The sequence below is a fragment of the Amycolatopsis sp. NPDC051106 genome, assembly GCF_040682775.1.
Taxonomy (GTDB): Bacteria; Actinomycetota; Actinomycetes; order Mycobacteriales; family Pseudonocardiaceae; genus Amycolatopsis.
Genome location: NZ_JBFBBQ010000011.1, coordinates 138190 through 165084, shown reverse-complemented (window position 1 = coordinate 165084; position 26895 = coordinate 138190). Strand labels below are relative to the sequence as shown.

Here is a 26895-nt window from a genome sequence, read left to right as displayed (position 1 = left end):
TCCGGCGGCGTCACCGTCGGCCTCGGCGTGCCCGGTCCCGCGACGCCGCTGACCACCTGCGTCACCGCCGGCGACGGCCGCGCCGGCGTCACCCTGACGTCGGCCGCGCGCGTCCCCTACCGGCTCGCGACGCCGCCCGGCTGGCCCGAACCCACCGCCCGGACCGCCGCGGCGACCATGTCCGCCGTGCAGCTGTTCGGCCACCCACGCCAGCGGGACCTGATCTGGCCCGGCTCCGGCGTCACCTACGACGTCCCGTTCGGCCGGCTGCCGTCGACGGTCAAGGGCCAAGCCGAACCCGGACCTGGACTCGGCACGGCGCTGGCCCTGGCCGCGCACCGCCTGGCCGCGCTGTTCGGGATGCCCGGCGCCCCCGAGCCGGCTTCCGGCGTGCTGGCCTGCGCCGCGGACGCCGGCGCCGCGCACTACGCCGCGGACCGGCCGTTCGCCGAAGCGGCGGCCGCCGTGTGGGCGGCGCTCGTCCCCTGCCGGCCGGACGGCGGCGACGTCGTGCGCCGGTTCCTCGCCCCCGGGGCCGGGCCGGTGACGAGCGGGCTCGCGCCGGCGAACCCCGCCTTCGAAGTCACGATCGCCACGAGCCGCTCGCAGCGGTTCACGCAGACGGTCGAGTACCGGGCGCGGACCGGCGCCACGACGAGCCGGGCGACCGGCACCTGCGGTTCGGTGTCGGCGGTGACCGGCCGCCACGACGCCTACCGCTGCACGAGCGGCGCGACCACGTACGACCCGTGCTTCGCCACGACGGGGACGCGGGTCGTCTGCCCGGCCTCCGCGACGAAGGCCGTGCTGCTCACCTACACCGGAGCCCTGCCGGCCCCGCCGCAGCCCGGCGGGACGGCCGATCCGTTCCTGCTCACGCTGGAGGGTGGCCTGCAGTGCGCTGCCGTCGCCGCCCCCGATCCGCGGTTCGCGTGCACGGACGGCAGCGTCCTGCCCGGACCACCCGACGCGTCGAGTCCGCTGTGGACGATCGACGGGCGGACCGTCGCGAAGGCCTACACCTAGGCCAGGGTGATCTTCCCGTTCGCGACCGTGACGTTCTTCTTCTCCAGCGCCTGCGACGCCGGGCCGTTCGCGACCGAGCCGTCGGCGATCTTGAACTTGCTGCCGTGGCACGGGCAGTTGATGGTGCCGCCGTCGACGGCGTCGACCGCGCAGCCCTGGTGCGTGCAGATCGCCGAGAACGCCGCGAACGTCCCCGCCGCCGGCTGGGTCACCACCACCTGCTTGTCCGCGAACACCTTGCCGCCGCCGACCGGGACGTCGCCGGCCTCGCCCAGCTCCGTCCCGGCGGCCGGGGGCGGCGCCGCGGCGGACGACGTCCCCGCGTTGCCGCCGTAGGTGCTGCAGCCCGCCACCAGCCCGGCGCCCGCCGCCGCGAGCGCGATCCGGCGGGTGACGGCCGCGTCCGTGTCTTCTTCGCGCACGATCGTCCCCCGCCTAGAAGGTCAAGCCCGATTGGGTGAAGAACCACAGCGACGCGCTCAGCCAGAGCCCGACGAGTGCGGTGAACACGAGGCCGCCGAGGAGCGGGAGCGACCAGCCGGGCGCGCCGTCCTTGCGCAGCAGCAGCATCTTCGCGACGAACGCGCCGTAGAAGAAGCAGCCCAGCAGGGAGTGCAGGAGCACGCGGGTGTCGAACGACTGGAACCCGAGCGCGTAGAGGCAGTGCAGCGCCACCGGGATCGACACGAGGAACGCCAGCCGCCCCGACCAGCGGTGCACCGGGGCGACCCATGCGGGTGCGGTGCGGCCGAGCTTGCCGTACATCGCCAGCGCCGAGAGCAGCTGGACGATCGCCAGCACGACGACGACCGTCGCGAGCCACGCCTTCACCGCCATCGGGCTGGAGAACCCGGCGACGTTCACCGCGACGCCGGTCGGCGTGTGCAGGCTGCCGTAGACGCCGAGCACCACCGCGACGACGGCGCCGGCACCGAGCGGCGCGAGGAGCGCGGCCCCGGCGCGGTTGCCCGCCGTGGTCATCAGAAGTCACCCTGCCCGGCCAGGCCGCTGACCGGCTCGGCGGTCACGGGCGCGCCGTCGACGGTCGCCGTGGCGGCGGCCGGGTCGAGCGCGGGAGCGGCGGCCGACTCCTCGTCCGTCGTGAGGATGCCGACCTGGCTGCCGTCGGGCTGCACGATCCAGCCGACCTTGGCGGTCTTGCCCTTCACCTTCGGCGCCGCGCGGTAGAGCCCCGCGGGCTTCTTCGCGGTGGGCGCGGTGAACTGCCACGTCTTGCCGGCCGCCGTCACGGTCCCGGTGACCGAAGCGGCGTCGAAGCTGCCCGTCAGGCTGGCGTTCTTGGCGCCCTTGAGGTCCAGCTTCCCGCCGACCGTCACGCCCTGCAGCCAGGCTTCGACCTTCTTGCCGTCGCAGAGGTACGCGATCGCGTGGCCGTCACGCACCGAAACCGCCACGGACGCGCCGCCGCCGGTGACGCGCCCCGCGTAGTCCGCCCGGGAGGGCGCGTCCGCCTTCGGCGCCTCGGCTTTGGGTGCCGCCGAAGTCGTCGGCGGTGACGAACTCGCGACGCTCGCCGCGTTGGCGGCGCCGGCGACCGGCGCGACGCCGGTCCCGGTCGCCAGGTTGACGATCCCGATCCCGCCGGCGAGCACGACACCCGCGAGCAGAGTGAACAACGGCCCCGGACTCTTCATGGTTCTTCCCCGCATTCCCCTGACCCACCACCGTGCCCATAACACGGCGGTCGGGGCGGAACGGCTCAACGCTACCCGCGGAAAAGAGGTATCGCTTAGCCCGTGCAACCGGTTGAACCGTGGTTGACTGGCGGCATGCTGCCCTGGGACGGCGACCTCGCCGGCCGGCTCGACCGGCACACCGTCGAATCCGCGCTGCTGCGGGACAACCCGCTCGGCGACCCGCACGAGCGGCCGCTGTGGGTGTACGTCCCACCGGGCTACGACGACGGCGGTGAGCGGTACCCGGTGGTCTACGTGATCCAGGGCTACACCGGGCACCTGTCGATGTGGGCCAACCGGACGCCGTTCCGGCAGCCGTTCGTGGAGACGGCCGACGCGGTGTTCGCCGGCGGCGCACCGGGCTGTGTCGTGGTGTACGTCGACGCGTGGACCGCGTACGGCGGCTCGCAGTTCGTCGACTCGCCGGGGACGGGCCGCTACCACTCGTACCTGTGTGACGAGATCGTGCCGTGGGTGGACGCGCACTACCGCACGATCCCGGACCGCGAGTCCCGCGCGATCGCGGGCAAGTCGTCGGGCGGGTTCGGCGCGATGATCACGCCGATGCTGCGCCCCGACGTGTTCGGCGCCCTGGCGACGCACGCGGGCGACTCGCTGTACGAGCTGTGCTACGTCCCGGACTTCGGCAAGGCGGTCCGCGCCCTGCGCGGGTACGGCCAGGACATCCAGGCGTGGTGGACGGACTTCCGCACGCGCCCGGCGTTCACCCGGCCGGAGGACGCGACGCTGCTGCAGCTGCTCGGGGTCTCGGCGTGCTTCTCGCCGCGTCCGGACGGAACGCCGGAGCTGCCGTTCGACCCGGCGACGGGCGTGGTGCGCCCGGAGGTGTGGCAGCGCTGGCTGGACTGGGACCCGGTCCGCATGGTCCCGGACCGCGCCGAGGCGGTGAGCTCGTGGCGAGCGGTGTGGATCGACGCGGGCACGAGCGACGAGTACTTCCTCGACGTCGGCGCGGAGGCGTTCCGGGCGGAGGTGGTCAAGGCGGGGCTGCCGGAGGACCGGATCCACTTCGAGCTGTTCGAGGCCGGCCACGCCGCGATCGACTACCGGTACCCGTTGTCCTTGGCCTGGCTCGCGGAACGCTTGGCCCGCTGACACTCAGCCGTCCGCGGCGAGCGCCTCGATCACCCGCGGCCGCTGGGCGAGCTGCCGCGGATGGACCGGCACCTCGTCCGGCGCGGCCTTGCCCTCCTGGCGGAGGTACCGGGCGAACCGGTTGAAGTTGGCCGGGTCGTAGTCCGCCGAGCGCGGATTGGCGTTGAACTCGCGGAAGAAGCCCGGCTTCTGCCCGCTCTCGTCGGTCAGCCGGGGGTCGGTGCACGTCAGGTGGATCGCCCGGTTGTCTTCGTCGTACCAGACGTGGAACGGATACCGGTCCTCGCCCAAGATCGCGTAGTTCCCGTTGCTCATGCCGGCTCCCCTCGCGGTGGTGTCGTGGTTCTCCGACGATCCGAACCCGGTTTTCGTTACAGCGGCTAGGCTCGGCGCATGGTGATCGAAACGGACCTCGCCCTGCCGGACGGACGTAGCCTGCACGTCTACGACACCGGCGGCTCCGCGCAGCTCACCGTCTTCTGGCACCACGGAACCCCCAACCTCGGCGCGCCGCCCGGGCCGCTGCTGCCGCTCGCCGAAAGCCTCGGTGTCCGCTGGGTTTCCTACGACCGGCCCGGCTACGGCCGCTCCACACACCTGGCGGACCGGACCGTCGGGGACGCCGCCGGGTGCGTGGCCGCCGTCGCCGACGCGCTCGGGATCGGGGACTTCGCCGTCATGGGGCACTCCGGTGGCAGTTCGCACGCCCTCGCCGCCGCGGCGCTGCTGCCCGGCCGCGTCCGGGCCGTCGCCAGCCTCGCCGCCGTCGCGCCCTTCGGGGCCGAGGGCTGGTTCGACGGCATGGCCGCCGCCAGTGCCGCTTCGTTGCGGGCCGCCGCCGAAGGCCGGGCTGCCAAGGAAAAGTACGAAGCCGCCGCCGAGTTCGACCCGGACGTCTTCACCAAAGCCGACTTCGCCACCCTCACCGGGTCGTGGTCGTGGCTCGACGAGGTCGTCCAGCCGGCCCTCGGCGCCGCCGGCCTGATCGACGACGACCTCGCCTACGTCACGCCGTGGGGCTGCGACCCGGCGGCCATCACCGTCCCGACGCTGCTCGTGCACGGCGCGGACGACCGGATGGTCCCCGCCACGCACAGCGAGTGGCTCGCCGCGCGGATCCCGGGCGCCGAGCTCCGGCTCACCCCCGGCGACGGCCACCTCTCCGTGCTGGAACACGCGGCCGACGCCCTCACCTGGCTCGCCGGTCAGGACAGCAGCGCCAGCGAAGCGACCACCGGCGCCAGGTAGAGCACCGGGAACGCCAGGTGCCCGTACGACCGGGCGCGGGCCACGGTGACGACCGCGCCGAGGAAGTACAGCACCAGCCCGATCGCCGCCGCGACGCCGATCGGCGGCACGAACAACCCGACGACCAGGCCCACCGCGCCGGCCGCCTTGGCCGCGCCCAGCCACGGCCACCACGCCTCCGGCACGCCGTAGGAGGTGATCGGCTCCACGACCCACTTCGCCCGGGCGAAGACCGAGACGGCCGAGAAGCCGACGAAGGCGGCGGCGAAAAGGGTGACGATCAGGTGTGCGGTGGACATCGGAGCTCCTCCGGGAGATCGCGGGCCCCGGGGTTCCGGGTCCGTCACCCCCACGACTCCGCCCGCCGGACCGATGTGACCGGCCGTGACGGCGATCACAATCCGAGCCGAAGCACGATCTCGCCGTGGTCGATCTCCCCGGTCGGGGTGAACCCGAACTTCCGGTAGAAGGCGCCCGGGCCGTCGGCACCGGGCTGGTGGCTCGTGAGCAGCTCGGTCGCACCGTCGGCCCGCAGCAGCGAGACGACCTCGCTCAGCACCGCGCGGCCGATCCCGCGGCCCTGGTGCCGCCCGTCGACGAGCAGCCGCCACAAGAAGTACGGCCCGAGGATGCCGGGGCGCCCGGGCGGGACGTCCCAGCTGAGCATCACGAAGCCGACCGGCTCGTCGTCCGCGTAGACGGCCCGGTACCAGGGTTCGCCCTCGGGCGTCGTCGCGGCGTCCTCCAGCGACTTCGCCACCGACGCGACGAACCGCTCCTGACCCGGGTGCACACGCAAGGCGCACACCGCTTCCCGGTTCGCGCCGGTGATCTCGACCAAGCGCACGGCCGGGTTCACAGCGCTCCTGTCGGTTTCGGCACTCGTACCTCGCCGGGCGTCCGGTCCGGCCGCAGGCCGCGCCACGACGTGTGACGCAGCCGCAGGTCCGGCGTGACCCGGCGGTGGACGACCTCGCCGACCAGGTCCGGCTCGACCCAGTGCGCGCCGCGGGCGCGGTCGCGCGGCACGTCAGTGGCGAACGGGGACGCCGGACGCGCCAGCGGGGCGAGGATTTCGCGGAGGCCCTCGAGCGCGTCGTCGGTGAACCCGGTGCCGACGTCGCCGATGTACACCAGCGCGCCGTCGTCGTCGTACGCGCCGAGCAGCAGCGCGCCGAGCGTGCCCGCGCGGCGGCCCGCGCCGGTCCGCCAGCCGCCGACGACCACTTCGCGCGTCTGGGTCAGCGCGCGCTTCGTCCACAACGGCGAACGAGCGCCGGCCAGGTACGGCGCGTCCAGCCGCTTCGCGACGACGCCCTCGATGCCGTGCTGGGCCGCCGTCGCCAGCAACTGGTCCGGTGTGATGTCGGCGCGGGTGTACCAGGGCGGGACGACGAGCCGGCCGTCGGCGGGCCGGACCAGCTCCGCGAGCAGTGCACGCCGCTGCTCGTAGGGCCGGTCCAGCAGCGACTCCGAACCGATCCGCAGCAGGTCGAAGGCGAAGTAGACGACCGGGACCTCGGCCCGCAGCTTCGCCGTCGGCTCGTGCATCGCGCGGCGCTGCATCAGCTCGAACTCCGGGCGGCCTGCCGCGTTCAGCGCGACGACCTCGCCGTCGAGCACCGCCGCGTGACCGCCGAGCGCGGGCGCGAAGATCTCCTGCAGCTCGGGGTAGCGGTGGGTGTGGTCGCTGCCGCTGCGGCTGGTGATCCGGGCCTCGCCGGTGGCCGCGACCCGGGCGCAGCCCCGGAAGCCGTCCCACTTCCACTCGTAGCCGTGCTGGTCGTCGTCCGGGAGGGACCCGTCGACGGCCAGCATCGGCGCCACCGCGTCCGGCACCGTCCCCATCGCTCCAGTGTGGAGGATCGGCCGGGGCAGCGTCACCCCGCCGGCAGCAACGGCAGGAGCTCCTGGTGGCTCCCGGCGCGGCGCAGCACGGGCGAACCCGGCCCGTCCGGCTCCAGGTCCCCGGCCCGCAACGCGGCCAGGAACCGCACGATCACGCGCGACGGCGGCAGGATGTCGGCGCCGCCGAGGTAGGCCAGCACGATCATCTCCTCCCCGCACGCCGCCTCGACGGCGACGGCCCAGCCGTGCACCTCGTCCCACAGCAGCGCCACGTCGCGGTCGGGGAACCGGCGCAGCCGCCAGTCCACCGCGACGTAGGCCGACACCGGGACGTCGACGTCCACGGTGCAGGACTCGAGGCCGAAGCCGAGCGCCCCCGCCACCTCGCCGAGGTACGCGCGCAGGCCGCGCTGGAACCAGAACTCGAGATCGGTGTCGATCAGGCCGGACACCCGTTTCCCTTCTTCGCGGAACCCGGCCGCGCACCCTGCCCGGCCGGTCGAAGCGGATCAGCCGACCGCCGCCAGCGCGTCGGCCCGATCCCGGTAGCAGGAGAAGCCGGCGACGCCGGTCCCCCGCAGCAGCCGCCACATCGCCGGCGTGCCGACCACCCACGCCAGCGGGACGGCCAGTTCGTCGGCGCGCTCCTGCACCCGCCGCAGCGCCCGGAGGCCGACGCCGGAGCAGAAAGTCACCCCGCCGAGGTCGACGACGAGCGGGCCGCCGATTTTCAGCGCGGTTTCCGCGCATTCGACAAGAATGGCGACAGTCGCGAGATCAATGTCGCCCACCACCGTGACAAGCGTGCTCCGATCGCCGGGGAACGACGTCGTGACCGAGAACGGCTCGCACAACGCGCCCGGCGAAGAACGGCCGAAGGCTCGCGAAAGCCGCGGCGGTTTCTGGATCTTCATGACCGGCTCCGGCGGCTCAAGACGGCGGTTTACGGGTAGACCGTACCGAGTTCGTCCAGCTTGGCGCACAACGCAATCGTCCCGATCATCGGCGCCGCGCACCGACACGGCCGTCTGCACGTGCAGCGGTCCACAGTGGACGATCGAAATCGCCTGGTCGCGCCCGCCGTCGCGACACTGCGTCCACAGTGGCGTACGGCACCTCGGAAACCGGCGCGATTCAGCCGCGGAATAACGAATTCCGAAATTCAGCCGAACGCAGGAATCGGAACGCGCGTCCGGTCCAGTTCGGCGAAGAGGTCACCGAGGTCGCCGACGCGGTCGAGGACCTCGTCGGCGGTGAACCTCAGGTGCGAGACGTGCCGGCAGGCGCGCACCTCGTCCCACGTGACCGGGGTCGACACGGTCGGCTCGTCGCGCCCCCGCAGCGAGTACGGCGCGATCGTCGTCTTGAAGGGGTTGTTCTGGCTCCAGTCGATGAAGACCTTGCCCGGCCGCAGCGTCTTGGTCATCCGCGCGACGACGAGGTCCGGCGTCTCGGCGGCGAGCCGCTCGGCGAGGGCCTTCGCGTACTGCGACGTCTCGGCGGCGTCGGTCGTCACGACGCCCGCGTACAGCTGCATGCCCTTGGAGCCGCTGGTCTTCGCCACCGGGGTGAGCCCGTCGGCGGTGAGCACGTCGTGCAGGCGCTCGGCGACGCGGCAGCAGTCGACGACCGTCGCGCCGGGTCCGGGGTCGAGGTCGAACACGAGCCGGTCCGGCGTGCTCCGCTCGTCGCCGCCGTCGACGGTCCACTGGTGGACGTGCAGCTCGAGCGCGGCGAGGTTCGCCGCCCAGACGAGCTCGGGCAGGTCGTTGATCAGCGGGTACGCGATGACCTCGGGCTCCTTGCCGCGGCCGCCGACGGTGAGGCGGGCGGTGCGGACCCAGTCGGGCGCGTGGCGCGAGACGTCCTTCTCGAAGAACGAGCCGCCGGCGACACCGTCGGGGAACCGCACGAACGTCATGGCGCGGTCGCGGACGTGCGGCAGCAGCAGCGGCGCGATGCGCGTGTAGTAGTCGAGCACCTCGCCCTTGGTGAAGCCGTGGCGCGGATACAGCACCTTTTCGAGGTTCGAGAGCGTCAGCTGCCGCTCGCCCACCTGCACCGTGATCCGGCTCCCCGCCACGCCGCGAGGTTATCACCCATGGTTATGATACGTTCGTATCAGGAATTGGAGGGGGGACACCGTGAAGTTCGACGTGCTGCAGATCCTGGGGGCGGTCCTGACGGTCGTGGGCGCCCAGGGCGCGATCCGGCTGCTGATCGACCACGCGAACACCGGGCTGCTGGGATGGCTGGGAGCGGGGTTCACCGGAACCCTGGTCGGTTACCTGGTGGCCACGGCGGCCGGAATCGTGCTGGCCGGCTGGGCCCACGACCGCGCGAAGGCGCTCGGGCGCCGGAAGTAGCCGCGCGACCGAGGGCGCCGGCGACCCGGCCTTGCCCCGCCCGGCCTCGCCCTCACGCAAAGGTAGGGTTGCCGGTGATGACCGAGACCACGCTCCAGCCCGCAGGAACGGAGGTGCCGGCGCAGGCCCGCCGGCGCCGGACCTTCGCGGTGATCAGCCACCCGGACGCGGGCAAATCGACGTTGACCGAGGCGCTCGCCCTGCACGCGCGGGTGATCTCCGAGGCGGGTGCCGTGCACGGCAAGGGCGGGCGACGCGGCGTCACCTCGGACTGGATGGAGATGGAGCGCGCCCGCGGTATCTCGATCACGTCGGCGGCGCTGCAGTTCGAGTACGGCGACACGGTGATCAACCTGCTGGACACGCCGGGGCACGCGGACTTCTCCGAAGACACCTACCGGGTGCTGTCGGCCGTCGACTCGGCGGTGATGCTGCTCGACGCGGCGAAGGGCCTGGAGCCGCAGACGCTGAAACTGTTCGACGTGTGCCGCTACCGCGGCATCCCCGTGATCACGTTCATCAACAAGTGGGATCGCCCCGGCCGAGAGGCCCTGGACCTGTGCGACGAGCTCACCGAGCGGATCGGGCTGCCGCCGATGCCCTTGACGTGGCCGGTCGGCAGCGCCGGGCACTTCCGCGGCGTCGCCGATCTCCGCAGCGGCCAGTTCGTGCGCTACGGGCGGACCACGGGCGGGGCCACCGCCGCCCCCGAAGAGCACCTCACTCCCGCGGCCGCCGAAGCCGAAGCCGGCCACGAGTGGACGACGGCCCAAGAGGAAGCGGAACTGATCCAGGCGTCCGGCGGCGAGTTCGACCCCGCGCGCTTCGCCGACGCCTCGGCGACCCCGCTGCTGTTCGGCGCGGCCGTGCTGAACTTCGGTGTCCGCCACCTGCTCGACCTGCTGGTCGAACTCGCACCCCGGCCCACCGCCCGGACCGACGTCGACGGGCGTCCGCGCGACCTCGAGGACCCCTTCTCGGCGTTCGTGTTCAAGGTGCAGACCGGGATGGACCGCGCGCACCGCGACCAGCTCGCCTACGCCCGCGTGTGCTCGGGGAAGTTCGAGCGCGGCATGGTCGTGACCAACGCCACCACCGGGAAACCCTTCGCCACCAAGTACGTCCAGCAGGTCTTCGGGCAGCAGCGCTCCACTCTCGACACCGCCTACCCCGGGGACGTCATCGGGCTCGTCAACGCCGCCGCGCTGCGCGTGGGCGACACGCTCCACGACGGCAAGCCGGCCGTGCGGTTCCCCGGCCTGCCGAGCTTCGCACCCGCGCACTTCGCCGTCGCCCGGCCCACCGACCTCGGCCGCGCCAAGCAGTTCCGCAAGGGCATCGAACAGCTCGGCGCCGAAGGCGTCGTCCAGGTGCTCACCTCCGACCTGCGCGGCGACGCGGCCCCCGTGCTGGCCGCGGTGGGTCCGATGCAGTTCGAGGTCGCCGCGCACCGGCTCGAGCACGAGTTCACCTGCCCGGTCCGGCTGGACCACCTGCCCTACACCGCGGTGCGGCGGCTCCCCGACCCCGCCCAGCGGTCCATCGTGAACGGTGAGCGCCGCAGCGAGGTGCTCACCCGCGCCGACGGCACCGAGCTGGCCCTGTTCGAGCAGGAGATGGACCTGCGCATCCTGCAGCGCCGGGTGCCCGAGCTGGTGCTGGAACCGCTGGTCGCGGAGGGCTGAGACCGCCGGTCACCCGGCCCTCAGGCCGGGGAGACGATGTCCGCCGACAAGGGCGCGACGGCGCCGATGATGGTTTGCGTGGTCTCCTCGGGCACGCCGGCGGCGAGCAGCGAGTCCGCCAGGTACTTGGCGACGAGGTCGAAGTGGTGCCGCTCGATGCCCCGGCCCCGGTGGACGTCCTTCATGGACCGGCCGCGGTACTCGTCCGGCCCGCCGAGCGCGCCGGCGAAGAACTCGACCTGCATGCCCTTCAGCCGCGGCAGGTTCGTGCCCTTGAAGAAGGCGGCCAGTTCCGCGTCGGCCAGGACCCGCTCGTAGAAGTCGTCGACCACGGCCACCAGTGCTTCCTGGCCGCCGATCTGTTCGTAGATGCTCGTCACTTCGCCTCCCGGTCGTGGTGGTCACCCTGGTGACCAGGGAACCGCCGGGAGGTTTCTCGCGCGTAAGTCCACGATCAACTGCCGGTTAGATCGGTCTCACGGCAGCTGATCGCGCCCCAGGGATACGCGGCCGTTATGGCGAGCACCACCTGCGCTGTTGATCACAGTTCGCCCGTCCGGCACTCGGGGTAGACCGGAACTGGAAGATGTCGAAAGGACCGCCGTGAACGAGAACCCCACTCCCCGCCTTGTCGCGAATCCCCGCCGCGTCCAGGTGCGGACCGAAGCGGACCTGCGCCGTGGCACGCTCCCCGAGAGCTCCGAACTCGAGTCGCCTCCCGGTGAGAGCTCGGCCCGAGCGGTCCGCTGATCCGAGACGTCCGGGGCGCCGGGAGATCCGGCGCCCCGATGTCGCCGGAAACGTCGGCCGCACGGCTGTCCGGCAGCACCGAGCCGACCGCGCTCCCCGTGTAGTACCCCGGTCTGAGCCAGCCGGGGTACCGCCACGGATTGATGGATTGATAGAGTCATCAATCCAGGAGGTGCCCATGCCCGCGAGGTCCCGCACGACCGAGCCGCTGTACCGGATCAAGGCCGACCTGTTCAAGTGCCTCGCCCACCCGACACGGATCCAGGTCCTGGAGGTGCTGGCCGCCGCCGGTGACGAGGGCGCGCCCGTGACGCGGCTGCTCGAAGTGACCGGCTGCGAAGCCTCCCAGCTGTCCCAGCACCTCGCGGTACTGCGCCGCACCCGGGTCGTCACCTCGTCGCGCTCCGGCAACGCCGTCGAATACTGGCTCGCCGAACCGCTGGTGGCCGAGCTGCTCGTGGTCGCCCGCGCTTTCCTGCTGGCCGGATTGCGTCCCGGCTCGGAACAGCTGCGCGCCGCGCGCGAACTGCCGCCGCTCCCCGGCGCGAGCCCCCAAGCCGTGCTCGACGCGGTCTCGGCCCAGGTGTGAGCGTCCTCGCGACGGCTCGGGACCTCCTGCCGGGCCGCGGTGACTACGACCTGCGGCCGCCGGTGGTGCGCGCGGACCTCCTCGCCGGGGTCACGGTCGGTGTCGTGGCGTTGCCGCTGGCGCTGGCCTTCGGGGTCAGCTCCGGCGCGGGACCGGCCGCCGGCCTGGTCACGGCCGTCGTCGCCGGGATCGTGGCCGCGGTGTTCGGCGGCTCACCGGTCCAGGTGTCCGGGCCGACCGGTGCGATGGCCGTGGTCCTGGCCCCGATCGTCGCCGTCCACGGGCCGTCGTCGGTCGCCCTGGTCTCGATCCTCGGCGGTCTGGTCGTGCTCGTCGCGGGAGCCGCCCGGCTGGGCCGGCTGGTCGGCTTCCTTCCCTGGCCGGTCGTCGAGGGCTTCACGCTCGGGATCGCCTGCATCATCTTCCTGCAGCAGGTCCCCGCGGCCGTCGGCACGACCGCGCCGCCGGGAAAGAACCCGCTCCTGGCCGCCGCCGGCGCCATCGCCCACGCCGTGACCGGCGGCGGCACGGCCCTCTGGACGCTGGCGACCGTGGCGCTGGTCGCGGTCGTCATGCTGGCGCTGCCCAAGCTGCACCGCGGGATACCGGCGTCCCTGCTCGCGGTCGCCGCGGCGACCGTCGCCGCCGAGCTCGTCCACGCGCCGCTCCCGCGGATCGGTAGCCTGCCGAGCGCCCTGAGCCCCGCGCTGCCGTCCTTCACCCTCGGGGCGGTCGGCGACCTCACCGGAGCCGTCGTCGCGGTCGCCGCGCTGGCGGCGATCGAATCGCTGCTCTCCGCGCGCGTCGCCGTGACGATGACCCGCACGGGGCCACCAGTCGGGCCCACCCGCCCGGACCGCGAACTCGTCGGCCAGGGCCTGGCCTCGATCGCCAGTGGCCTCTTCGGCGGCATGCCCGCCACCGGCGCGATCGCCCGCACCGCGGTCAACGTCCGCTCCGGGGCCCGCACGCGGCTGGCGGCCATCACGCACGCACTAGTGATCCTCGCGGTGATCTACGCCGCCACCGGCCTCGTCTCCCGCATCCCCCTGGCCGCGCTGGCCGGGGTCCTCATGGTCACCAGCCTGAAGATGGTCCCGTTCGGCACGATCCGCGAAGTCCTCCACGCGAGCCGATCCAGCGCGGCCACCTTCGCCGTGACCGCCCTGGTGACCGTCGCGGCCGACCTCATCCTCGCCGTCGAAATCGGCCTGCTCGTCGCCGCGTTCTTCGCCCTGCGCCACCTTGCCGGCGCCGCCCACGCCCGGCAGGACCCGCTGCCGGGCCCCGCCACCCCCGGCGACGAGCACATCGCGGTGTTCGGCTTCGAAGGTGCCCTGTTCTGGGGCGCCTCCGAACGCATCGTCACCGAAGTCGCCGGCACCGCCGACCACATCCTCGTGGTCATCCTGCGGCTGTCCGGCCTGCACCTCCTCGACGCGACCGGCGCGAAAGCGCTCGGCGAAGCGATCGAAGAACTCGAAGCCCGCGGGATCACGGTGCTGCTCAAGGGAATCCGGCCGCACCACCGGCACCTGCTGAGCGCCACCGGCGCCCTCGGCAAGCTCCGGCACGAGAACCACCTGTTCACCGACCTCGGCGAAGCGGCCGCCCACGCCCGATCGCACGTGCGACGCGCGCAGGCGGCCGATCCCGCGCTACCGGTGAGCCCCGGGTAGTTCACTACGAAAGACGGCCATCAAGAACCGCAGTCCGCCGGATCGCCCGCGGGGTGCCGGGTGGGCACCTGCAGCGTGCTGCCGGGCCGGACCTGCCGCACGTCGGCACTGCCGATGCCGACCCGGACGGGGAGCGGCGGACCGGACCGCAGAACCAGTTTCGTCGTTCGCGCCCCCACCGACAGGTCGAACGTGCGGCCGTGCCACTGGACGCCGGTGATGTCGACCCCCGGCAGCTGCGGCGGCAGGAACGGATCGACCGTGACGGCGTCGGTTCCCCACCGCAGCCCGGTGAACCCGTAGAGGAACTCCTGCAGGTAACCGCCCTGGCCCGTCGTGAAGTCGAACGCTCCGCCAGTGCGCGTCTCGTACCACTGGTCGAAAGGCGCCGCCAAGTACGGACCCGCGCTGTCGCGCAGGGAGGTGTAGACCTGGCAGCCGGGCGACCCGAGGGCCGCACCGGCGATGGTGGCGATCGCGTCCGTCATCGACGGGCCGTTCGGATCGGTGCGCTGCTGGTAGTAGTCCAGGTCGTTCTGGGCCAGGCCGGGCGGCATCGGCACCGCCCACGGGTACTGCAGCAGCGTGACGTCGGCCTGCTTGACGGTCTGCCCGGCGTACCCGTCGAACTCGGGATGGATGTTCGCGCCTGTGTCGACCGGGATCTTCAGGCCGTCGGCGACCTTGCTCCAGGCCGGATCGGCGGTTCGGCCGACGATGCCGGCGGCGCGGATCGCGATGCGCAGCGAGGCTTGCGCGCCGGCGTTGGTGCTGGCGCTGTTGTTGACGTTGTCGTGGTACTCGTCGGCGCCCTTGACGTCGTTGATGGCGTATCCACCGGCCGGGTCGGGCACGGCGCGCGTGGCCCAGTAGTCGGCGATGCCCTGCAGCACGGGCCACGCCTTGTCGCGCAGCCACGCCTTGTCGCCGGTCGCTTCGTAGTACTGCCACTGCGCCAGGGCGATGTCGGAGTTGATGTGGATTTCCTGTTTGCCGTCGGGAGACCAGTCCGGGGTCGTCTCCTTGCCGGTCAGCGCGCTCTGCCACGGGAACTTCGCACCCTTGATCGGGTGGTCCGGAGTGGACAGTGCCGCGGCGGCCGCCCGCGCCGCCGGCAGGCGCTGCTGCCGGTAGGTGTTCGCGTCGGCGGCGATGTCGGGGTACTGGGCCAGCAGCGCCGGGTACATCCACGTCTCCATGTCCCAGAACACGTGCCCGCTGTAGCCGTCCGAGGACAGGCCGCCCGGGCTGGCGCTCCAGACGACCCCGGCGCGCACGCCGGCGAGCAGGTAGAACATCGACGCGTGGATCTGCGCCGTCATGGCGGTGTCACCGGGGACCGAGATGCTCGACTGCCACAGGCGTGCCCACGCGTCGTGGTTGCGCGCCAGCGCCCGCTGGTAGCCGTCCGCGGCGGCGCGGGCCGCGGTCTTCGCGGCGGCCTGCTGCGGAGTCGCCGCCGCGAGCGGCCGGTCGGTGTCGACGCTGGAGGCGACGCCCACGTACTTGGTGATCCGCACCGGCGCTCCGGCGCGCACCGGGAAGTCCGCGCGCTGCCCCGCGCCGCCGTCACCCGGGTCGGCGATCGCCCGGGTGGTCGGCGTCTTGCCCTCGACGCGCAGCGCGGAGCTCATCCCGGCGGTGACCAGGTTCCCGTCGCTCACGACGGTCTGCGACAGGGTCGCGGTCCGGCCGTCCACCCGGGAGTCCCTGGTCGAGGCGTGGTCCAGCCCTCGACCGTCGAACGCGTCGACCACCGTGGCCGTTCCGCTCCAGTGCGGGACCGCGCGCACGCTCACCGTGCCCAGGTGGCCGTCCGCGCGGTTGGCGTTGACCTCGTAGGTGAAGCTCGTCGCGTCACCGGCGGGTGAGGTCCAGTCGAACGACGTGGTCAGCACCCCGGTGCGCAGGTCCATCGACTGCCGGTAGTTCGTGGTGGTGCCCACGGTTGACGGAGCGACCTGCGTCGGTGGCTGCGCGCCGCCGGGGTACAGCGCGAGGTAATCGACGTTGACGCGCGCCGTGTCCCCGTCGGTGACGGTGACCTCCACGGTGTTCGCGCCCGCGGTCAGGGTCACCGGCACGGTCACCACCGCCCAGTCGTCCCAGCTCGCCAGGCTGGGTACGGACACCTGCCGAGACTGGCCGTTGACGCCGATGTGGACGGTCTGCGGGCCGCCGCTGCCGTTGCCGTACCGCACGGCCAGCGTCGCCGGGCCGGCCGGCGCGTCCCGGACGGGAATGACGTCGGTGCCGCCGACCGTCGGCTTGTCGTTGGTGTTCAGCCCGGCCAGGTAGGCGCCGGTGGTGGAGCCGGGGTGGGAGCTCTCGACGAACGCGCCCCCGGAGATCTTCCCGTACGCGGCGGGGCACAGCTGCCCGAATCCGCAGGACCACTCCCCCAGCCCGTAGACGTCGCCGCCGCGCCCGAACCCGAGGGTGGTCCAGGTCGGCAGACCGGCTCGCTCCTCCTGCCCGGCCGAGGGCGCGCCGTAGAAGCCGGCGAGCTGCGACTGGGTGACGATGGGCTTGCTGCTGTACCCGTGGCCCGCCGCGGGGACCCGGGCGCCGAGGTAGCCGTTGCCGACGAACGTGGGCGAGTAGTTCTTCGCCGTGTCGGTCGTGCTCAGCACCCACCCGTCGCCACCGCCGGCGTGGCCACTTGCGGAGGCGGCGGGCGCCGTCGTAACGCCCAGGAGCAGGCAGCCGGCCGTCACCACGAGGGCCGCCCGGCTCCTCAGCACGCCGGCACGGGAACCACCGGCTCTGTCGTGTTTCCTCATCGAAACGACACCTCCTGGCGGCGGGACGTGGGGAAACCCCGCCACGGTGAATATGTTGTTGGTGACAACATATACAGCGGCCGGGAGTTGGTAAATACGGGCCGCGGCTGTGTGCTCGCAAGGAACACGAACACGATCGACCCGCTGCCGCTCGCGTCGCCGGACATCGCGAACAGCTGGTCAGGGGTGGCCGGCGCCCGCGGACCACACGCTCATCATGGTGTGGCCGAGCCGGCAATCGGACTTCGACGCCCGCAGCGACGAGTACTTCGCGACCGGATCCGCGCGGGTGAGCGTCACCGGCATCAGCGTCCGTTTGCGCGCCTGACCTCGAAGGCTAATTCGGCGGTTGCTGGGTGTGCGGGTAGCCGTGCTGGGGACTCACGAAGCCCGGCTGAGCGACCATCGGATAACCGGCAGGCCCCGGATAAGGCGGGAAACCGGCCTGCCGAGGCGGACGGCCGCCTTTGACGACCGCGATCACGACCAGGAGCCACGAGAGCACCGCGGCGACGTCGAGCGGGATACCCACCGCAAGGAAGATCAGGCGGACATCGTCCACGCTGAGGTGGCTGGACCTGCTCCAGGACGCCGCGTTCAGCGCCACGAACTGCCACACGATGCCCGCCACCGTCGTGACGAGCATGACGGCGAAGGCCCCCACCATGAAGCCGGACACCCCCTTGGACCGCCCCTTGATCGAGAAGATCAAGCCGAGCACACCCACTACGAGCAGTAGTACCCGCGGGATGGTCTCGATGCTCGTCGAGGTAAGGGGTGACATGCTCGCCTCCACAGCTCTCCACCGGAGATCGAGGCGTCCGGCCGCGCCGTGCCGATCCTAGGCGGTGACCACGGCCGCCGGGCGGAATTGCGTTGGTGCGAGCTCCATGATCGGGAACAATGACCGAAATGGACATGCGCGCGCTGCTGACCCGGATCGACCCGCTGGCGGCGCCGGCACGACGGCGGGTCCTCGCCGACACCGCACGCGCGCTGGCCGGCTCCCCGGAGCTGACCGCTCTGCTCGCGGAACTGGACGCCGTCCCCGGACTGCCGCGCGCCTGGGCCGTGACGATGGCCGTCATCGCGGACGACGACACGCACCTGCGCCGCAGCCTCGTCGCGGCCGACACCCGCGTCGCCGGGCTGGCGATGAACCACTGCGCTCGCCGCGGCCTGCACTTCGACGTCGTCACCGCGGCGCTCCCGACCGCGCCCCTCGCCTGGCGGCACACCCTCTACCGCGCGGTGCGCGCCACCGGTGCCACCGAGTGGGCGGAAGCTCTCCTGCCTTCGGTGCGCGCACGCTTCGGTGACCACGAAGCCGCCGCCGTGCTCCCGGCCTGCGAAACCGGGACGGTGACGGCCCTGCTGCCGGAGCTGGACTTCGCCGTGCCCAACCTCGCCGCGCTGACCCGCCGGCACCCCGCCGTCGTGCTCGCGCACCTGCGCCACCGGCTGACCGAAGCCGGCGAAGCCGGTCGCAACGCCACCTGGGCGCGCTTCGGCCCCGCGCTGAAGCAACTGGTCCGGCACGAGCCCGGCCAGCTCGTCGACCTGCTCGCGCACTCGGGGCCGCCGACCGGGCTTCCGGCCGGCGCGGACCGCTGGCTGGCCAAGGCGATCGAGGCCGATCCGGACCGTGTCGTCGCGCTCCTCGCCGATCCCGGGCGGCGCATCCGGTTCCGGCCGGGCCGGAGCATGGAGCGCTCTCTGCGGCTGGCCTCGGACGAGACCCTGACCTCGCTCGCGCGCAGCTCCCTCATCGATGTGACCCGGTTGACGGCGTTGCTGCGCGGGCTCCCGCCCGGCCGGCGCGCGACCGTCCTGAGTGGAGCGCTGGGCGAACGGAACCTGCAGCAGGCCGGACTGCCGATGGCGCTGCTCGACCTCCTGCCGTGGCGGTCCCGGCACGAGCAAGCCCGCCGGCTGCTGGCCACCCGCCCGGTGGCCGACCACCCCGACCTGCGGCGGGAGGCGACCGCCCGGCTGCCGTGGCCGGAAGCCGAGCCCCTGCTGCGCGCCGCGACCGCTCGGCCGGCCGCGGTGGAGCGGGTTCTCGGCTACCCGTCGTTGATCGGCGCGGCGGCGGCCACCCGGGATCCGGACGTCGTCGCTCGCGTACTGGCGTCGCTGACCCGGCTGCCCAACGAGCAGGACCCGGTCCGTCACGCCGCGCTCGCGGCGATCGCCGCGATCCCGGGCTGGCTGCTGCGGTCGGCCGATCCGTCCACAGTGGTCAAGCTGGCCACCGATGCCGTCCAGGCCAAGGACGCGTCCTGGGGCACTCGCCAGGCGGTCGGCACCCTGGCGGTCACCCTGGTCCGGCAAGGGACGCTCACGGCGCGGCCCGACCTGGTCGAAAGCGGGCTGCTGGTCCTCGCCCGGTCCGGCGGACACGCGCGCACCCTCACCCTGCACCGGCTCGACCAGGCCCTCCCCCTCGGCGCCGAGCACACCGTGTGGTCCGCGCTGCGGCCCCGCGTCGCCGCCGACGCCCGCGCCGGCCGGTATGACCTGGCCCTGTCCCTGGCGTCGGGCCTGCACCGGCGCGCGTGGACGATGCCCGACCTCCAAGCCGTCGTGGGCGAAGCGACCGGCGCGGCCGACGACAACACGGTCCGCTGGGCGCTCGAACTGTGGCTGGCCCCGCCCGCGAGCCGGGACGAACGCGTCGAGGCCGTGCTGCGACGCGACTCGTCCACGATCACGGTGACCGCGGTCGCGAGCGCGGTCAGCGGACGCCGGACCGATCTGCTCGACCGCGTGCTGGACCGGCCGCCGCACGGCCGGTTCGTCGCCCGCGGTGTCCGGCTGGTGCCGACGTTCGGCGGGTCGTTGCGGAACTGGCTGCCCCGTCAGGTCACCCGGTACGCGGAGTTGCTGGCCGACCTCGCCACCGCGCCCGGCAAGGCGGTCTGGGAACGGGTTTCCGCCGTGACCCACCTGGCGATCCTGCCCGGTGCCCGCGTCGACGACGTGCTGCCGTTCCTCCAAGACGACGAGGTCGCCGTGGTCGAGGCGGCGCTGGCCGGCCTGGCGTGGACCGATCGGCCCGGCGATGCGCTGGGCACGCTGCTCGGTTACGCCGATACCGAGCGCGCCCGGGTCGCGGTGTACGCGGCCGGCCGGGCCGCCCGGGCCATCCCGCCGGCCGACCTGGGTGCCGCGCTCCGCCCCGTGCTGGCCGGGAAGAAGGTGACGGCACGCAAGGAAGCGATCCGGTTGCTCGCCGAGCACCGCGTGCCGGATGCGGCCGGCGAACTGGCCGCCCTGTGGGCGACTCCGGATCTGCACCGCGACCTCCGCCGCGCCATCGTGTCGGCCGCGCGCCGGCTGCTCGACGACGGCCGTGCTTGGGAGTGGCTCGCCGAGGCGGCCACCATGAGCGCGGTGGCCACGGCCGTGACCGAAGCGGACCCGATGACCATCGCCGAGCGCTACCGCGCGCGCTACGGCGCGCTGGTGCGGACCGTGGCGGGCAGCGCCGACCCGGACACCGCACGGACCGGCTTGGCCGCCTGGCCCGCGTGGAGCGCCTGGGACCGCGAAGGAACTCCCGCACTGGTCGCCGTGATCGGTGACCTGACCAGCACCGCGACCTGGCGAGCCGCGGTCGAAGCGCTGCTCACCGCCTCCGAGGTCACCGGCGATCCGGCGCCGTTGCCCGCCGTGGTGACGACGCTCGCCGAAAGGGACGACGTCGTCGCCGACGGCCGGGATCAGCCGGCGCGGCAACGACTGCGTCTCTTCCTCGTCCGCTTCGCCGCCCGCTTGGACACAGGCGGCGAAACGATGTGCGCTGCGGCGCTGCGGCTGTCCATGACACTGGCGGAGCGGGCGGAGTACCGAACGGACGCGCTCCTGCTCGCCGTCACCGCCCTCCCCCGCCGCGGCGACCTGCTGCCGGCCCTCCGCCGGATCGCCGCCCTCGCCGACCGTCCCGCACCGGCTTGGCAAGTGGCGGACCGGCTCGCGGCCTGGCTGGCCGGCCACGACCCGGGCCGCCCCGAGCTGCTCGGCACCGCCCGAGCCCTCACGGCAAGCCCGGCAGAGGCGTTGCTAGCGGCGAGCATCGCGAGCCAGGCCGGCCATCACGCTGGTTGGTCGCTTCCGTGGCGCGAGCTGGTATCGGCGCTGCGCGACCACTCCGACGCCGACGTCCGCGAACGCGCGTCGCACCTCTTCTTCGCTCCCGAGTGACCGGGTAGGTCAGAGCCGTTTCGTGAAGACCAGCGTGGTCCCGTGGACGGGGTCCACTTCCTCTCGCCCGGTCTCGGTGAACCCGAGCTTCTCCAGCACACGGCGAGAAGCCGTGTTCCAGTCCCAGACCGTGGCCCACAAACGTGCGTACCCGGACGACCTGGCCCAGTCCAAGACCGCCATCGAGGCCTCCGTCGCATATCCCTGACCCCAGACCCGGCGTAGCAGTTCGAACGCCAGCTCCGGCCCACGCCCTCCGTCGAGCAGCCCGCAGTAGCCGATGACGTCACCCTCGGCCTTCCGCTCGACCGCCGGCAACCCGGACGACCGGCCGACGCGGATCGTCTCTTCGAGCTCCGCGACTGTGGGGCGCCCCTCCGCGTCGATCCGCCGGTGCGGCGGCACTCGTGGATCACGTTCGGTCCACAGCTCACGCTGGACGGCAGCCTCGGCCACCCGCCAAGGCCTGAGCACCAGGCGATCCGTCTCGAGCACGACCCCATGCCCTGGCATCACTCCACCCGCCATGAGAACACTCTTTCACGCGCGAACGTCGTCTTGGGCCGGCGAAGACAGCGCCGACGGCCGGGTCACAAGGGGAAACGCAGTCCTCGGTCGACGAGCGCGATCAGCCACTCGAAGCTGTCGCCGACGTGAGCTGACCGCCGAAAGCCCTGCGCCGACTGCAAAGTCGCGAAACCGTGGAGGAAACTGCGGACCGCGCGCAAGGCGTGGTCCAGGTCGTGCGGACTGACGTCGTACGCGCGCAGGGCCGCGGTGAACGACTCCAGCAGGCGGCCTTCCGCGATCGCGATCGGGTCGTCGGGGCCCGTTTCGGCGACCCCGATGGTCGCCGCGTACCGGCCCGGGTGAGTGAGCACGAAGTCGCGGAAGGCGCGCGCCGCGGCCGTGAGCGCGTCCTGGCCGGCGCGGCCCTGGATGGCCGTGCCGGTCGCGTCGGCCGTCTCGGTGAGAGCCAGTGCTGCGATCCGCCGGTTGAGATCGTGCTGGCCCGCGATGTGCTTGTACAGCGAGGGCGTGCGGACGCCGACACGTTCGGCCACCAGGCCCATGGTCAGGGCCGCGAGGCCCACTTCGTCGGCCAGCGCCGCAGCGGCCGTCACGACCGCGGCCCGGTCCAGGCCCGCCCTAGGCACGAGCCGAGGTGAGGAACGCCAGCACCTCGCTGACGACCTGCGCCGGGAACTGGACGTGCGCGTAGTGGCCGGCGCCGGGAACCACCACCAGCCGGCCGAGTCCGGTCGGCAGGGCGGCCACGATCGCCTTCCCTTCGTCCTCCGGCGACACCCAGTCCGAGTCGAGACCACCCTGCACGACCAGGACCGGGCAGCGGACGTTGGCCAGCTGTGCGCCGGCTTCGGCGGCGCCCGCGCGGACCATCGACCGAAACGCCTTCATCCGGCCCGGCTCGCGCAGCATGGCGTCGATCCGGCCCATCCGCGCGTCCCAGTCCGCGGGCTTGGGTCCGGGGTAGGCGAGCTCGAGGTACTTCTTCCACGCGGTGACGCTGCCGAACATGCCGGCCCGCCCGAGCAGCAGCGCGCCGCGGCGGTAGCCGGCCACCCGCAGATCGCCCAGCGCGACCTGCTGTTTGCGCGTGAACGGCCCCACCTCGATCAGCGCGGTGACCAGAGACGGGCGCTTGACCGCCGCGATGGTGGCCGCGCCGCCGGCGAACGAGTGGCCGACCAGCGTCGCCGGACCGCCCAGGTGCTGCACGAGGGCCAGCAAGTCGTCCGCGATCGCTTCTTGGGTGTAGGACGGCCATTGCGCGCTCGACTCGCCGCAGCCGCGCAGGTCGAGGGTGGCGACGCGGTAGCCGGCGGCCGCCAGCTCGGGTGCGACGAAGCGGTAGGCCTGCCGGCTGTCGCCCAGGCCGTGCGCGAGCACGATGAGCGGCCCGGAATCGCCGGTCACGTCGTAGGCGAGCGTGCCGCCGTCGACGGTCAGGTGCTGCGTCATGGGAACCTCCGGGAAGTTGGCTAATGTGGTTAGCCAAAAGCTAATCTGATTAGCTGATGATGTCAACACTCCGCCCACGGTGGGCCGCGTCACCCGAGCAGCACCGGTTGACACCGGAAGCTAACGGAGATAGCTTCCCGGCTAACGTCGACAGGCTCTCGGACTCGGGAGGTCACCATGCCCAGAGCGGGCCTCACTCCCGCGTCGGTCGTGGCCGCGGGTGCCGAACTGGCCGACGAGCTCGGTTACGAAAACCTGACGATGGGCCTGCTGGCCGAACGACTCGGCGTGCGGACCCCGTCGCTCTACAAACACGTCAGTTCCTTGGACGCGCTGTGCCACGGCATCAGCGTCGAGACGTGGCGCGAACTCGGGGAAACCCTGATGCGGGCCACCGTCGGGCTGGCCGGTCCGGCCGCGGTCCGGGCCTACGCGGACGCGTTCCGCCACTGGGTCGGCCGGCACCCCGGGCGCTACGCCGCCGGCCTCCGGGCACCCGGGCCCGACGACGCGGAGGGGCAGCGCATCGCGAACGAAATCCTGCAGATCCTCTACGCCGTTCTCGCGGGCTTCGACCTGCCGGGCAGCCGGGTGGTGGACGCCGCCCGCGCGCTGCGCTCGGCTCTGCACGGATTCGTCACCCTGGAGAACGCGGGCGGCTTCGGACTGAACCGGGATGTCGACCGCAGCTTCACTTTCGTCGTCGACAGCCTCATCGCCGGTTTGCGGGCCGGACTGTCCGATGAGGACAGTGGGCAGCCCGAGGGAACCGACCACAATGGACCCCGGCACGAGTACCACGGATCCGATGACTGAGGCCCGCCGGCAGCGAGTGCCGTCACCGACCGACCGGCTTCAGCTTTCCTGACTGTTCCGCAGCAGCGGCAAGAAAAGCTCGTCGACGATCGACCGGATGCGCGCGGGCTTCACCGGCCCCAGATCCATCAGCATGTCGTGCCGCACCAAGTCGAACGGCATGGCGAGCACCGCGCCGGGGACGCGCTCGAGGTCGAGCTCGCCGCGGTCGTGGGCGCGTTGATAGAGGGCCCGGACACGCTCGAGCCGAATGCCCATCACCTGCTCGCGGACCTGCGAAGGAGTCAGACCGGTGTCGGCCGAAAGCCCGGAGAACGCGGCGGCCACGGCGATGGCGTAGAAGCCGGCGAGGGTCTCGCTGACGGCCGTCAGGTGGGCGATCAGGTCACCGCGCAGGCTTCCGGTGTCGGGATCCGCGACCGGGTGGGCGTTCCGGTGGTGATCGAGCGCGGCGAGGACCAGCCGATCCTTGTTGGCCCACCGGCGGTAGAGCACGGGCTCGCTCGTGCGGGCGCGGACGGCGACCGAACCCATGGTCAGGTGGGCGTACCCGATCTCGACCAGCTCGTCCCAGGCCGCGGTGAGCAGCGCGGACTCGAGCTCTTCACCACGGCGACGACGGCGGACGGACTCGGCTGCCTCGGTGGCCACTACGTCACACTAGAAAGATTTGCCTTTCTTGACAAGCGTCCCTACGCTGACAGGACAGAGTTCCCTTTCTTAAGGTGAGGACGAGGCGATGATCGAGAACGTCGTGCCGCCGGAGCGGGAGGCCCCGGCCGTACTGATCGTCGGAGCCGGCCCCACCGGGCTGACGCTGGCCTGCGACCTCGCCCGGCGCGGTGTCGCCGCCCGGATCGTCGAGGCCTCGCCCGGACCGCAGCCCGGCTCGCGCGGCAAGGGACTCCAGCCGCGCTCCCTCGAAGTGTTCGACGACCTCGGCATCGTCGAGCGGGTGCTCGCCCACGGCCGGCCGGCGATGCCGATGCGGTCCGTCGCGCTCGACGGTCAGGTGACCCTGGGTGGCGCGGAGCCCGAGTCGCTGCGGAACCGTCCCGACATTCCCTACACGACGAGCTTGGTCACCCCGGAATGGCGCGTCGAAGAGGCACTCCGGCTCCTGCTGACGGACCTCGGCGGCACCGTCGAGTTCGGCACCACGCTCGTCGGCTTCGAGCAGTCGGAGGAGGGCGTGTCGGCGGTCGTCGTCAAGGACGGCGAGACCGAGACGATCACCGCCCGGTGGCTGGTCGGCTGCGACGGCGGCCACAGCACCGTCCGCAAGCAGGCCGGGATCGCCTTCGAGGGTGAGACCCGCGAAGAAGTGCGGATGCTGGTCGCCGACGTCGACGTCGACGGCCTCGATCGCGAGGCTTGGCACATGTGGCGGCACGCCGACGGCTTCCTCGCTCTCTGCCCGCTGCCCTCGACGGACGTCTTCCAGTACCAGGCCGGCCTCGCGCCGGGACAGGATCCCGGGCTCAGCGTCGCGAACCTGCAGGCGATCCTCGAGCGGCGCAGCGGGCGTACCGACCTCCGCCTGCGCGAACCCGAGTGGTCGTCCTTGTGGCGCGCCAACATCCGCCTCGCCGACCGCTACCGCGCGGGGTGCGTCTTCCTGGCCGGCGACGCGGCGCACATCCACTCACCCGCCGGCGGCCAGGGGATGAACACCGGTATCCAGGACGCGTACAACCTCGGCTGGAAGCTCGCCGCCGTCGCGAAGGGTGCTTCACCGGCACTGCTCGACAGCTACGAAGCCGAGCGGCGGCCGGTCGCCGCCGGCGTGCTCGTGTCCTCGACCGCTCGTCTCGAGCGGACCCTCGAGCGGGGCGGCGTCTCCACCCGCCGCGATGCGAGCACGCTGCAGCTCGACGTCAACTACCGAGGCTCCGCCCTGGCGGTCGACGACCGTGACGAGACGGCGGTGCTCCGCGCGGGAGATCGCGCTCCCGACGCGACCGCGCTGAAGACGGTGGACGGCGAACGCCGACTGTTCGACCTGACGCGCGGCGGGCGTTTCACGTTGCTGGACTTCGGTTCCCCGGCCGAACCCCTTCCGCCCGGCGTCGAGCGCTTCCGCGTCGTCGATCGGCCGGCCGGTCCGGACGAGGTCGCCGACACCGAAGGTCACCTCGCCGGCGCGTACGGCGCGACCCGCCGCACCCTGGTGCTGATCCGTCCCGACGGGTACATCGGGCTGATCTCCGACGCGGGTGAGATCGCGGCGGTGGCGCGGTACCTCGGCTCGATCAGCTGAGCCGCTCGTCGTCCCGGACGGCGCTGCCGTCGATCGATGCGGAGTTCGCCCCGTCGAAGGTTCTTCAAGGCGGGCTGCACGTCACAGGTGGTAGACCACCAGCGTCTGCTCGGGCCGCTCCGCGACGTGGAATGCCGCGTGGGACACGGTGATCACGCCCAGCCGGGGATGCCGGAAGCGCTTGCGGCCCGCGTGGCTGAACTGGATGTCGTACTGCGGCCACCACTCGCGCGCCTCGGGGCTCGTCTCGGTCAGCTCGGCCACGAGCCGGGTCACGCGGGGGTGGTCGGGATGGCGCCCCGCGATCGCGCGCAGCCGGGCCAGGACATTGCGCGCCTCCTGCTCCCAATCGACGAGTACCTCGCGGGCGACGGGCTCGGTGAACACCCAGCGCACGATGTTGCCGCCCGGCCCGCTGTTCCGGAACAGCTCCGCGGCGGCGGCGTTCTGCGCGAGGACGTCGTAACAGATCCCGGTGACGTACGCCGGGTTGTCCCCCAGCAACGCCGGGACGCCCGCGATCTCGGGCGCGACCTCCTCCGGAACGTCCTCTTCGGACGTCGTGCCTCCCCCGGCGAGGCGGTGCAGGTGCTCCTGTTCCGCGGTGCTGAGCCGCAGCGCCCGCGCCAAGGCGTCGAGCACCTGACCGGAGGGGCGCACGTCGCGCCCTTGCTCGAGGTAGGTGAGCCAGGTGGCGCTGATGCCGGCCAGCAGGGCCAGCTCCTCGCGGCGCAGCCCGGGGGTGCGGCGGCGCCCGGTGATCGGCAGGCCCGCGTCGGCCGGGGCCAGCCGCTCCCGGCGGCTGCGCAGGAACGTGCCCAGCTCGACGCTCAACCTGGAACC

Annotated in this window: 28 protein-coding genes; 10 read left to right on the top strand and 18 right to left on the bottom strand. The window is 72.6% G+C overall.

Going from position 1 to position 26895, the window contains the following annotated elements:
* Nucleotides 1-1026, top strand: a 1026-nt coding sequence (locus AB0M83_RS12165; RefSeq protein ID WP_364516127.1) for a hypothetical protein, incomplete at its 5' end; no start/stop codon positions are given.
* Here AB0M83_RS12165 and AB0M83_RS12160 read toward each other — a convergent pair.
* Genes AB0M83_RS12160 through AB0M83_RS12150 form a run of 3 tightly spaced genes read right to left on the bottom strand, consistent with a single transcriptional unit; the run spans nt 1023 to nt 2681 of the window.
* Nucleotides 1023-1448: a Rieske (2Fe-2S) protein gene (locus tag AB0M83_RS12160; protein WP_364516125.1), complete on the bottom strand. Its 426-nt coding sequence runs from the start codon at nt 1446-1448 to the stop codon at nt 1023-1025. The genes AB0M83_RS12165 and AB0M83_RS12160 overlap by 4 nt on opposite strands.
* Nucleotides 1449-1461: 13 nt before the next feature.
* Nucleotides 1462-2007 (bottom strand): DUF6529 family protein, encoded by a 546-nt coding sequence (locus tag AB0M83_RS12155; protein ID WP_364516123.1) that lies wholly within the window; start codon nt 2005-2007, stop codon nt 1462-1464.
* Nucleotides 2007-2681: a hypothetical protein gene (locus AB0M83_RS12150; protein WP_364516121.1), complete on the bottom strand. Its 675-nt coding sequence runs from the start codon at nt 2679-2681 to the stop codon at nt 2007-2009. The genes AB0M83_RS12155 and AB0M83_RS12150 overlap by 1 nt, the downstream gene beginning before the upstream one ends.
* Nucleotides 2682-2816: 135 nt before the next feature.
* On the opposite strand from AB0M83_RS12150, the gene AB0M83_RS12145 reads away from it, so the two are divergent.
* Nucleotides 2817-3839: an alpha/beta hydrolase-fold protein gene (locus tag AB0M83_RS12145; protein WP_364516119.1), complete on the top strand. Its 1023-nt coding sequence runs from the start codon at nt 2817-2819 to the stop codon at nt 3837-3839.
* Nucleotides 3840-3842: 3 nt separating this feature from the next.
* Here AB0M83_RS12145 and AB0M83_RS12140 read toward each other — a convergent pair whose 3' ends face one another.
* Entirely contained in the window at nt 3843-4154 is a 312-nt protein-coding gene (locus AB0M83_RS12140) for a hypothetical protein (RefSeq protein WP_364516117.1), read from the bottom strand.
* 78 nt (nt 4155-4232) lie between these two features.
* Between AB0M83_RS12140 and AB0M83_RS12135 the strand changes: the two genes are divergently transcribed.
* Entirely contained in the window at nt 4233-5087 is an 855-nt protein-coding gene (locus AB0M83_RS12135; protein WP_364516115.1) for an alpha/beta hydrolase, read from the top strand.
* On the opposite strand, the gene AB0M83_RS12130 is transcribed toward AB0M83_RS12135, so the two are convergent.
* The 6 genes from AB0M83_RS12130 to ligD (AB0M83_RS12105) form a co-directional block, all read right to left on the bottom strand.
* Nucleotides 5045-5386 (bottom strand): DoxX family protein, encoded by a 342-nt coding sequence (locus AB0M83_RS12130; RefSeq protein WP_364516113.1) that lies wholly within the window; start codon nt 5384-5386, stop codon nt 5045-5047. The genes AB0M83_RS12135 and AB0M83_RS12130 overlap by 43 nt on opposite strands.
* A gap of 95 nt (nt 5387-5481) precedes the next feature.
* Entirely contained in the window at nt 5482-5946 is a 465-nt protein-coding gene (locus tag AB0M83_RS12125; protein ID WP_364516111.1) for a GNAT family N-acetyltransferase, read from the bottom strand.
* Nucleotides 5943-6935 (bottom strand): non-homologous end-joining DNA ligase, encoded by a 993-nt coding sequence (ligD, locus tag AB0M83_RS12120; RefSeq protein WP_364516109.1) that lies wholly within the window; start codon nt 6933-6935, stop codon nt 5943-5945. Before ligD (AB0M83_RS12120) ends, AB0M83_RS12125 begins: the two co-directional genes overlap by 4 nt.
* 32 nt (nt 6936-6967) lie before the next feature.
* The gene (locus tag AB0M83_RS12115) at nt 6968-7387 is read right to left on the bottom strand and encodes a DUF6292 family protein (protein ID WP_364516107.1); all 420 of its coding nucleotides are present in this window, start codon (nt 7385-7387) and stop codon (nt 6968-6970) included.
* Nucleotides 7388-7444: 57 nt separating this feature from the next.
* Nucleotides 7445-7969 carry an STAS domain-containing protein gene (locus AB0M83_RS12110; protein WP_364516105.1) on the bottom strand — a complete coding sequence of 175 codons (525 nt, stop codon included), beginning with the start codon at nt 7967-7969 and terminating at the stop codon, nt 7445-7447.
* Between the two features lie 128 nt (nt 7970-8097).
* On the bottom strand, nt 8098-9018 hold the full coding sequence (ligD, locus tag AB0M83_RS12105) for a non-homologous end-joining DNA ligase (protein WP_364516103.1): 921 nt from the start codon (nt 9016-9018) through the stop codon (nt 8098-8100).
* Between the two features lie 61 nt (nt 9019-9079).
* On the opposite strand from ligD (AB0M83_RS12105), the gene AB0M83_RS12100 reads away from it, so the two are divergent.
* Together AB0M83_RS12100 and AB0M83_RS12095 are read left to right on the top strand one after the other, a co-directional pair.
* The gene (locus tag AB0M83_RS12100) at nt 9080-9301 is read left to right on the top strand and encodes a hypothetical protein (RefSeq protein ID WP_364516101.1); all 222 of its coding nucleotides are present in this window, start codon (nt 9080-9082) and stop codon (nt 9299-9301) included.
* A gap of 77 nt (nt 9302-9378) precedes the next feature.
* A complete protein-coding gene (locus tag AB0M83_RS12095) occupies nt 9379-10986 on the top strand; it encodes a peptide chain release factor 3 (protein ID WP_364516099.1) in 1608 nt (535 codons plus the stop codon).
* 20 nt (nt 10987-11006) lie between these two features.
* On the opposite strand, the gene AB0M83_RS12090 is transcribed toward AB0M83_RS12095, so the two are convergent.
* Entirely contained in the window at nt 11007-11366 is a 360-nt protein-coding gene (locus AB0M83_RS12090; protein ID WP_364516097.1) for a group 1 truncated hemoglobin, read from the bottom strand.
* A 548-nt stretch (nt 11367-11914) separates the two neighbouring features.
* Here AB0M83_RS12090 and AB0M83_RS12085 point away from each other — a divergent pair.
* Together AB0M83_RS12085 and AB0M83_RS12080 are read left to right on the top strand one after the other, a co-directional pair.
* Nucleotides 11915-12325: a metalloregulator ArsR/SmtB family transcription factor gene (locus AB0M83_RS12085; protein ID WP_364516095.1), complete on the top strand. Its 411-nt coding sequence runs from the start codon at nt 11915-11917 to the stop codon at nt 12323-12325.
* Nucleotides 12322-14004, top strand: coding sequence for a SulP family inorganic anion transporter (locus AB0M83_RS12080; protein WP_364516093.1), 1683 nt, complete (start codon nt 12322-12324; stop codon nt 14002-14004). Before AB0M83_RS12085 ends, AB0M83_RS12080 begins: the two co-directional genes overlap by 4 nt.
* Nucleotides 14005-14024: 20 nt before the next feature.
* On the opposite strand, the gene AB0M83_RS12075 is transcribed toward AB0M83_RS12080, so the two are convergent.
* Nucleotides 14025-16787 (bottom strand): glycosyl hydrolase family 65 protein, encoded by a 2763-nt coding sequence (locus tag AB0M83_RS12075; protein WP_364516091.1) that lies wholly within the window; start codon nt 16785-16787, stop codon nt 14025-14027.
* A 337-nt stretch (nt 16788-17124) separates the two neighbouring features.
* On the bottom strand, nt 17125-17571 hold the full coding sequence (locus tag AB0M83_RS12070) for a hypothetical protein (RefSeq protein WP_364516089.1): 447 nt from the start codon (nt 17569-17571) through the stop codon (nt 17125-17127).
* 119 nt (nt 17572-17690) lie between these two features.
* On the opposite strand from AB0M83_RS12070, the gene AB0M83_RS12065 reads away from it, so the two are divergent.
* Complete coding sequence (locus AB0M83_RS12065; RefSeq protein WP_364516087.1) at nt 17691-20993, top strand: hypothetical protein; 3303 nt, start codon at nt 17691-17693, stop codon at nt 20991-20993.
* Between the two features lie 9 nt (nt 20994-21002).
* Here the strand turns inward: AB0M83_RS12065 and AB0M83_RS12060 are convergent, their stop codons facing one another.
* From AB0M83_RS12060 to AB0M83_RS12050, 3 genes are all read right to left on the bottom strand, one after another.
* Nucleotides 21003-21506, bottom strand: a complete 504-nt coding sequence (locus tag AB0M83_RS12060) for a GNAT family N-acetyltransferase (RefSeq protein WP_364516086.1) — start codon at nt 21504-21506, stop codon at nt 21003-21005.
* A gap of 77 nt (nt 21507-21583) precedes the next feature.
* Nucleotides 21584-22150, bottom strand: coding sequence for a WHG domain-containing protein (locus AB0M83_RS12055; protein WP_364516084.1), 567 nt, complete (start codon nt 22148-22150; stop codon nt 21584-21586).
* A complete protein-coding gene (locus AB0M83_RS12050) occupies nt 22143-22976 on the bottom strand; it encodes an alpha/beta hydrolase (protein ID WP_364516082.1) in 834 nt (277 codons plus the stop codon). Before AB0M83_RS12050 ends, AB0M83_RS12055 begins: the two co-directional genes overlap by 8 nt.
* Before the next feature lie 177 nt (nt 22977-23153).
* Between AB0M83_RS12050 and AB0M83_RS12045 the strand changes: the two genes are divergently transcribed.
* A complete protein-coding gene (locus tag AB0M83_RS12045; protein WP_364516080.1) occupies nt 23154-23792 on the top strand; it encodes a WHG domain-containing protein in 639 nt (212 codons plus the stop codon).
* A 39-nt stretch (nt 23793-23831) separates the two neighbouring features.
* Here the strand turns inward: AB0M83_RS12045 and AB0M83_RS12040 are convergent, their stop codons facing one another.
* Entirely contained in the window at nt 23832-24443 is a 612-nt protein-coding gene (locus AB0M83_RS12040) for a TetR/AcrR family transcriptional regulator (RefSeq protein WP_364516078.1), read from the bottom strand.
* A gap of 88 nt (nt 24444-24531) precedes the next feature.
* Between AB0M83_RS12040 and AB0M83_RS12035 the strand changes: the two genes are divergently transcribed.
* Nucleotides 24532-26052, top strand: a complete 1521-nt coding sequence (locus AB0M83_RS12035; RefSeq protein WP_364516076.1) for an FAD-dependent oxidoreductase — start codon at nt 24532-24534, stop codon at nt 26050-26052.
* Between the two features lie 81 nt (nt 26053-26133).
* On the opposite strand, the gene AB0M83_RS12030 is transcribed toward AB0M83_RS12035, so the two are convergent.
* Complete coding sequence (locus AB0M83_RS12030; protein WP_364516074.1) at nt 26134-26886, bottom strand: helix-turn-helix transcriptional regulator; 753 nt, start codon at nt 26884-26886, stop codon at nt 26134-26136.
* Between the last annotated feature and the right edge of the window lie 9 nt (nt 26887-26895).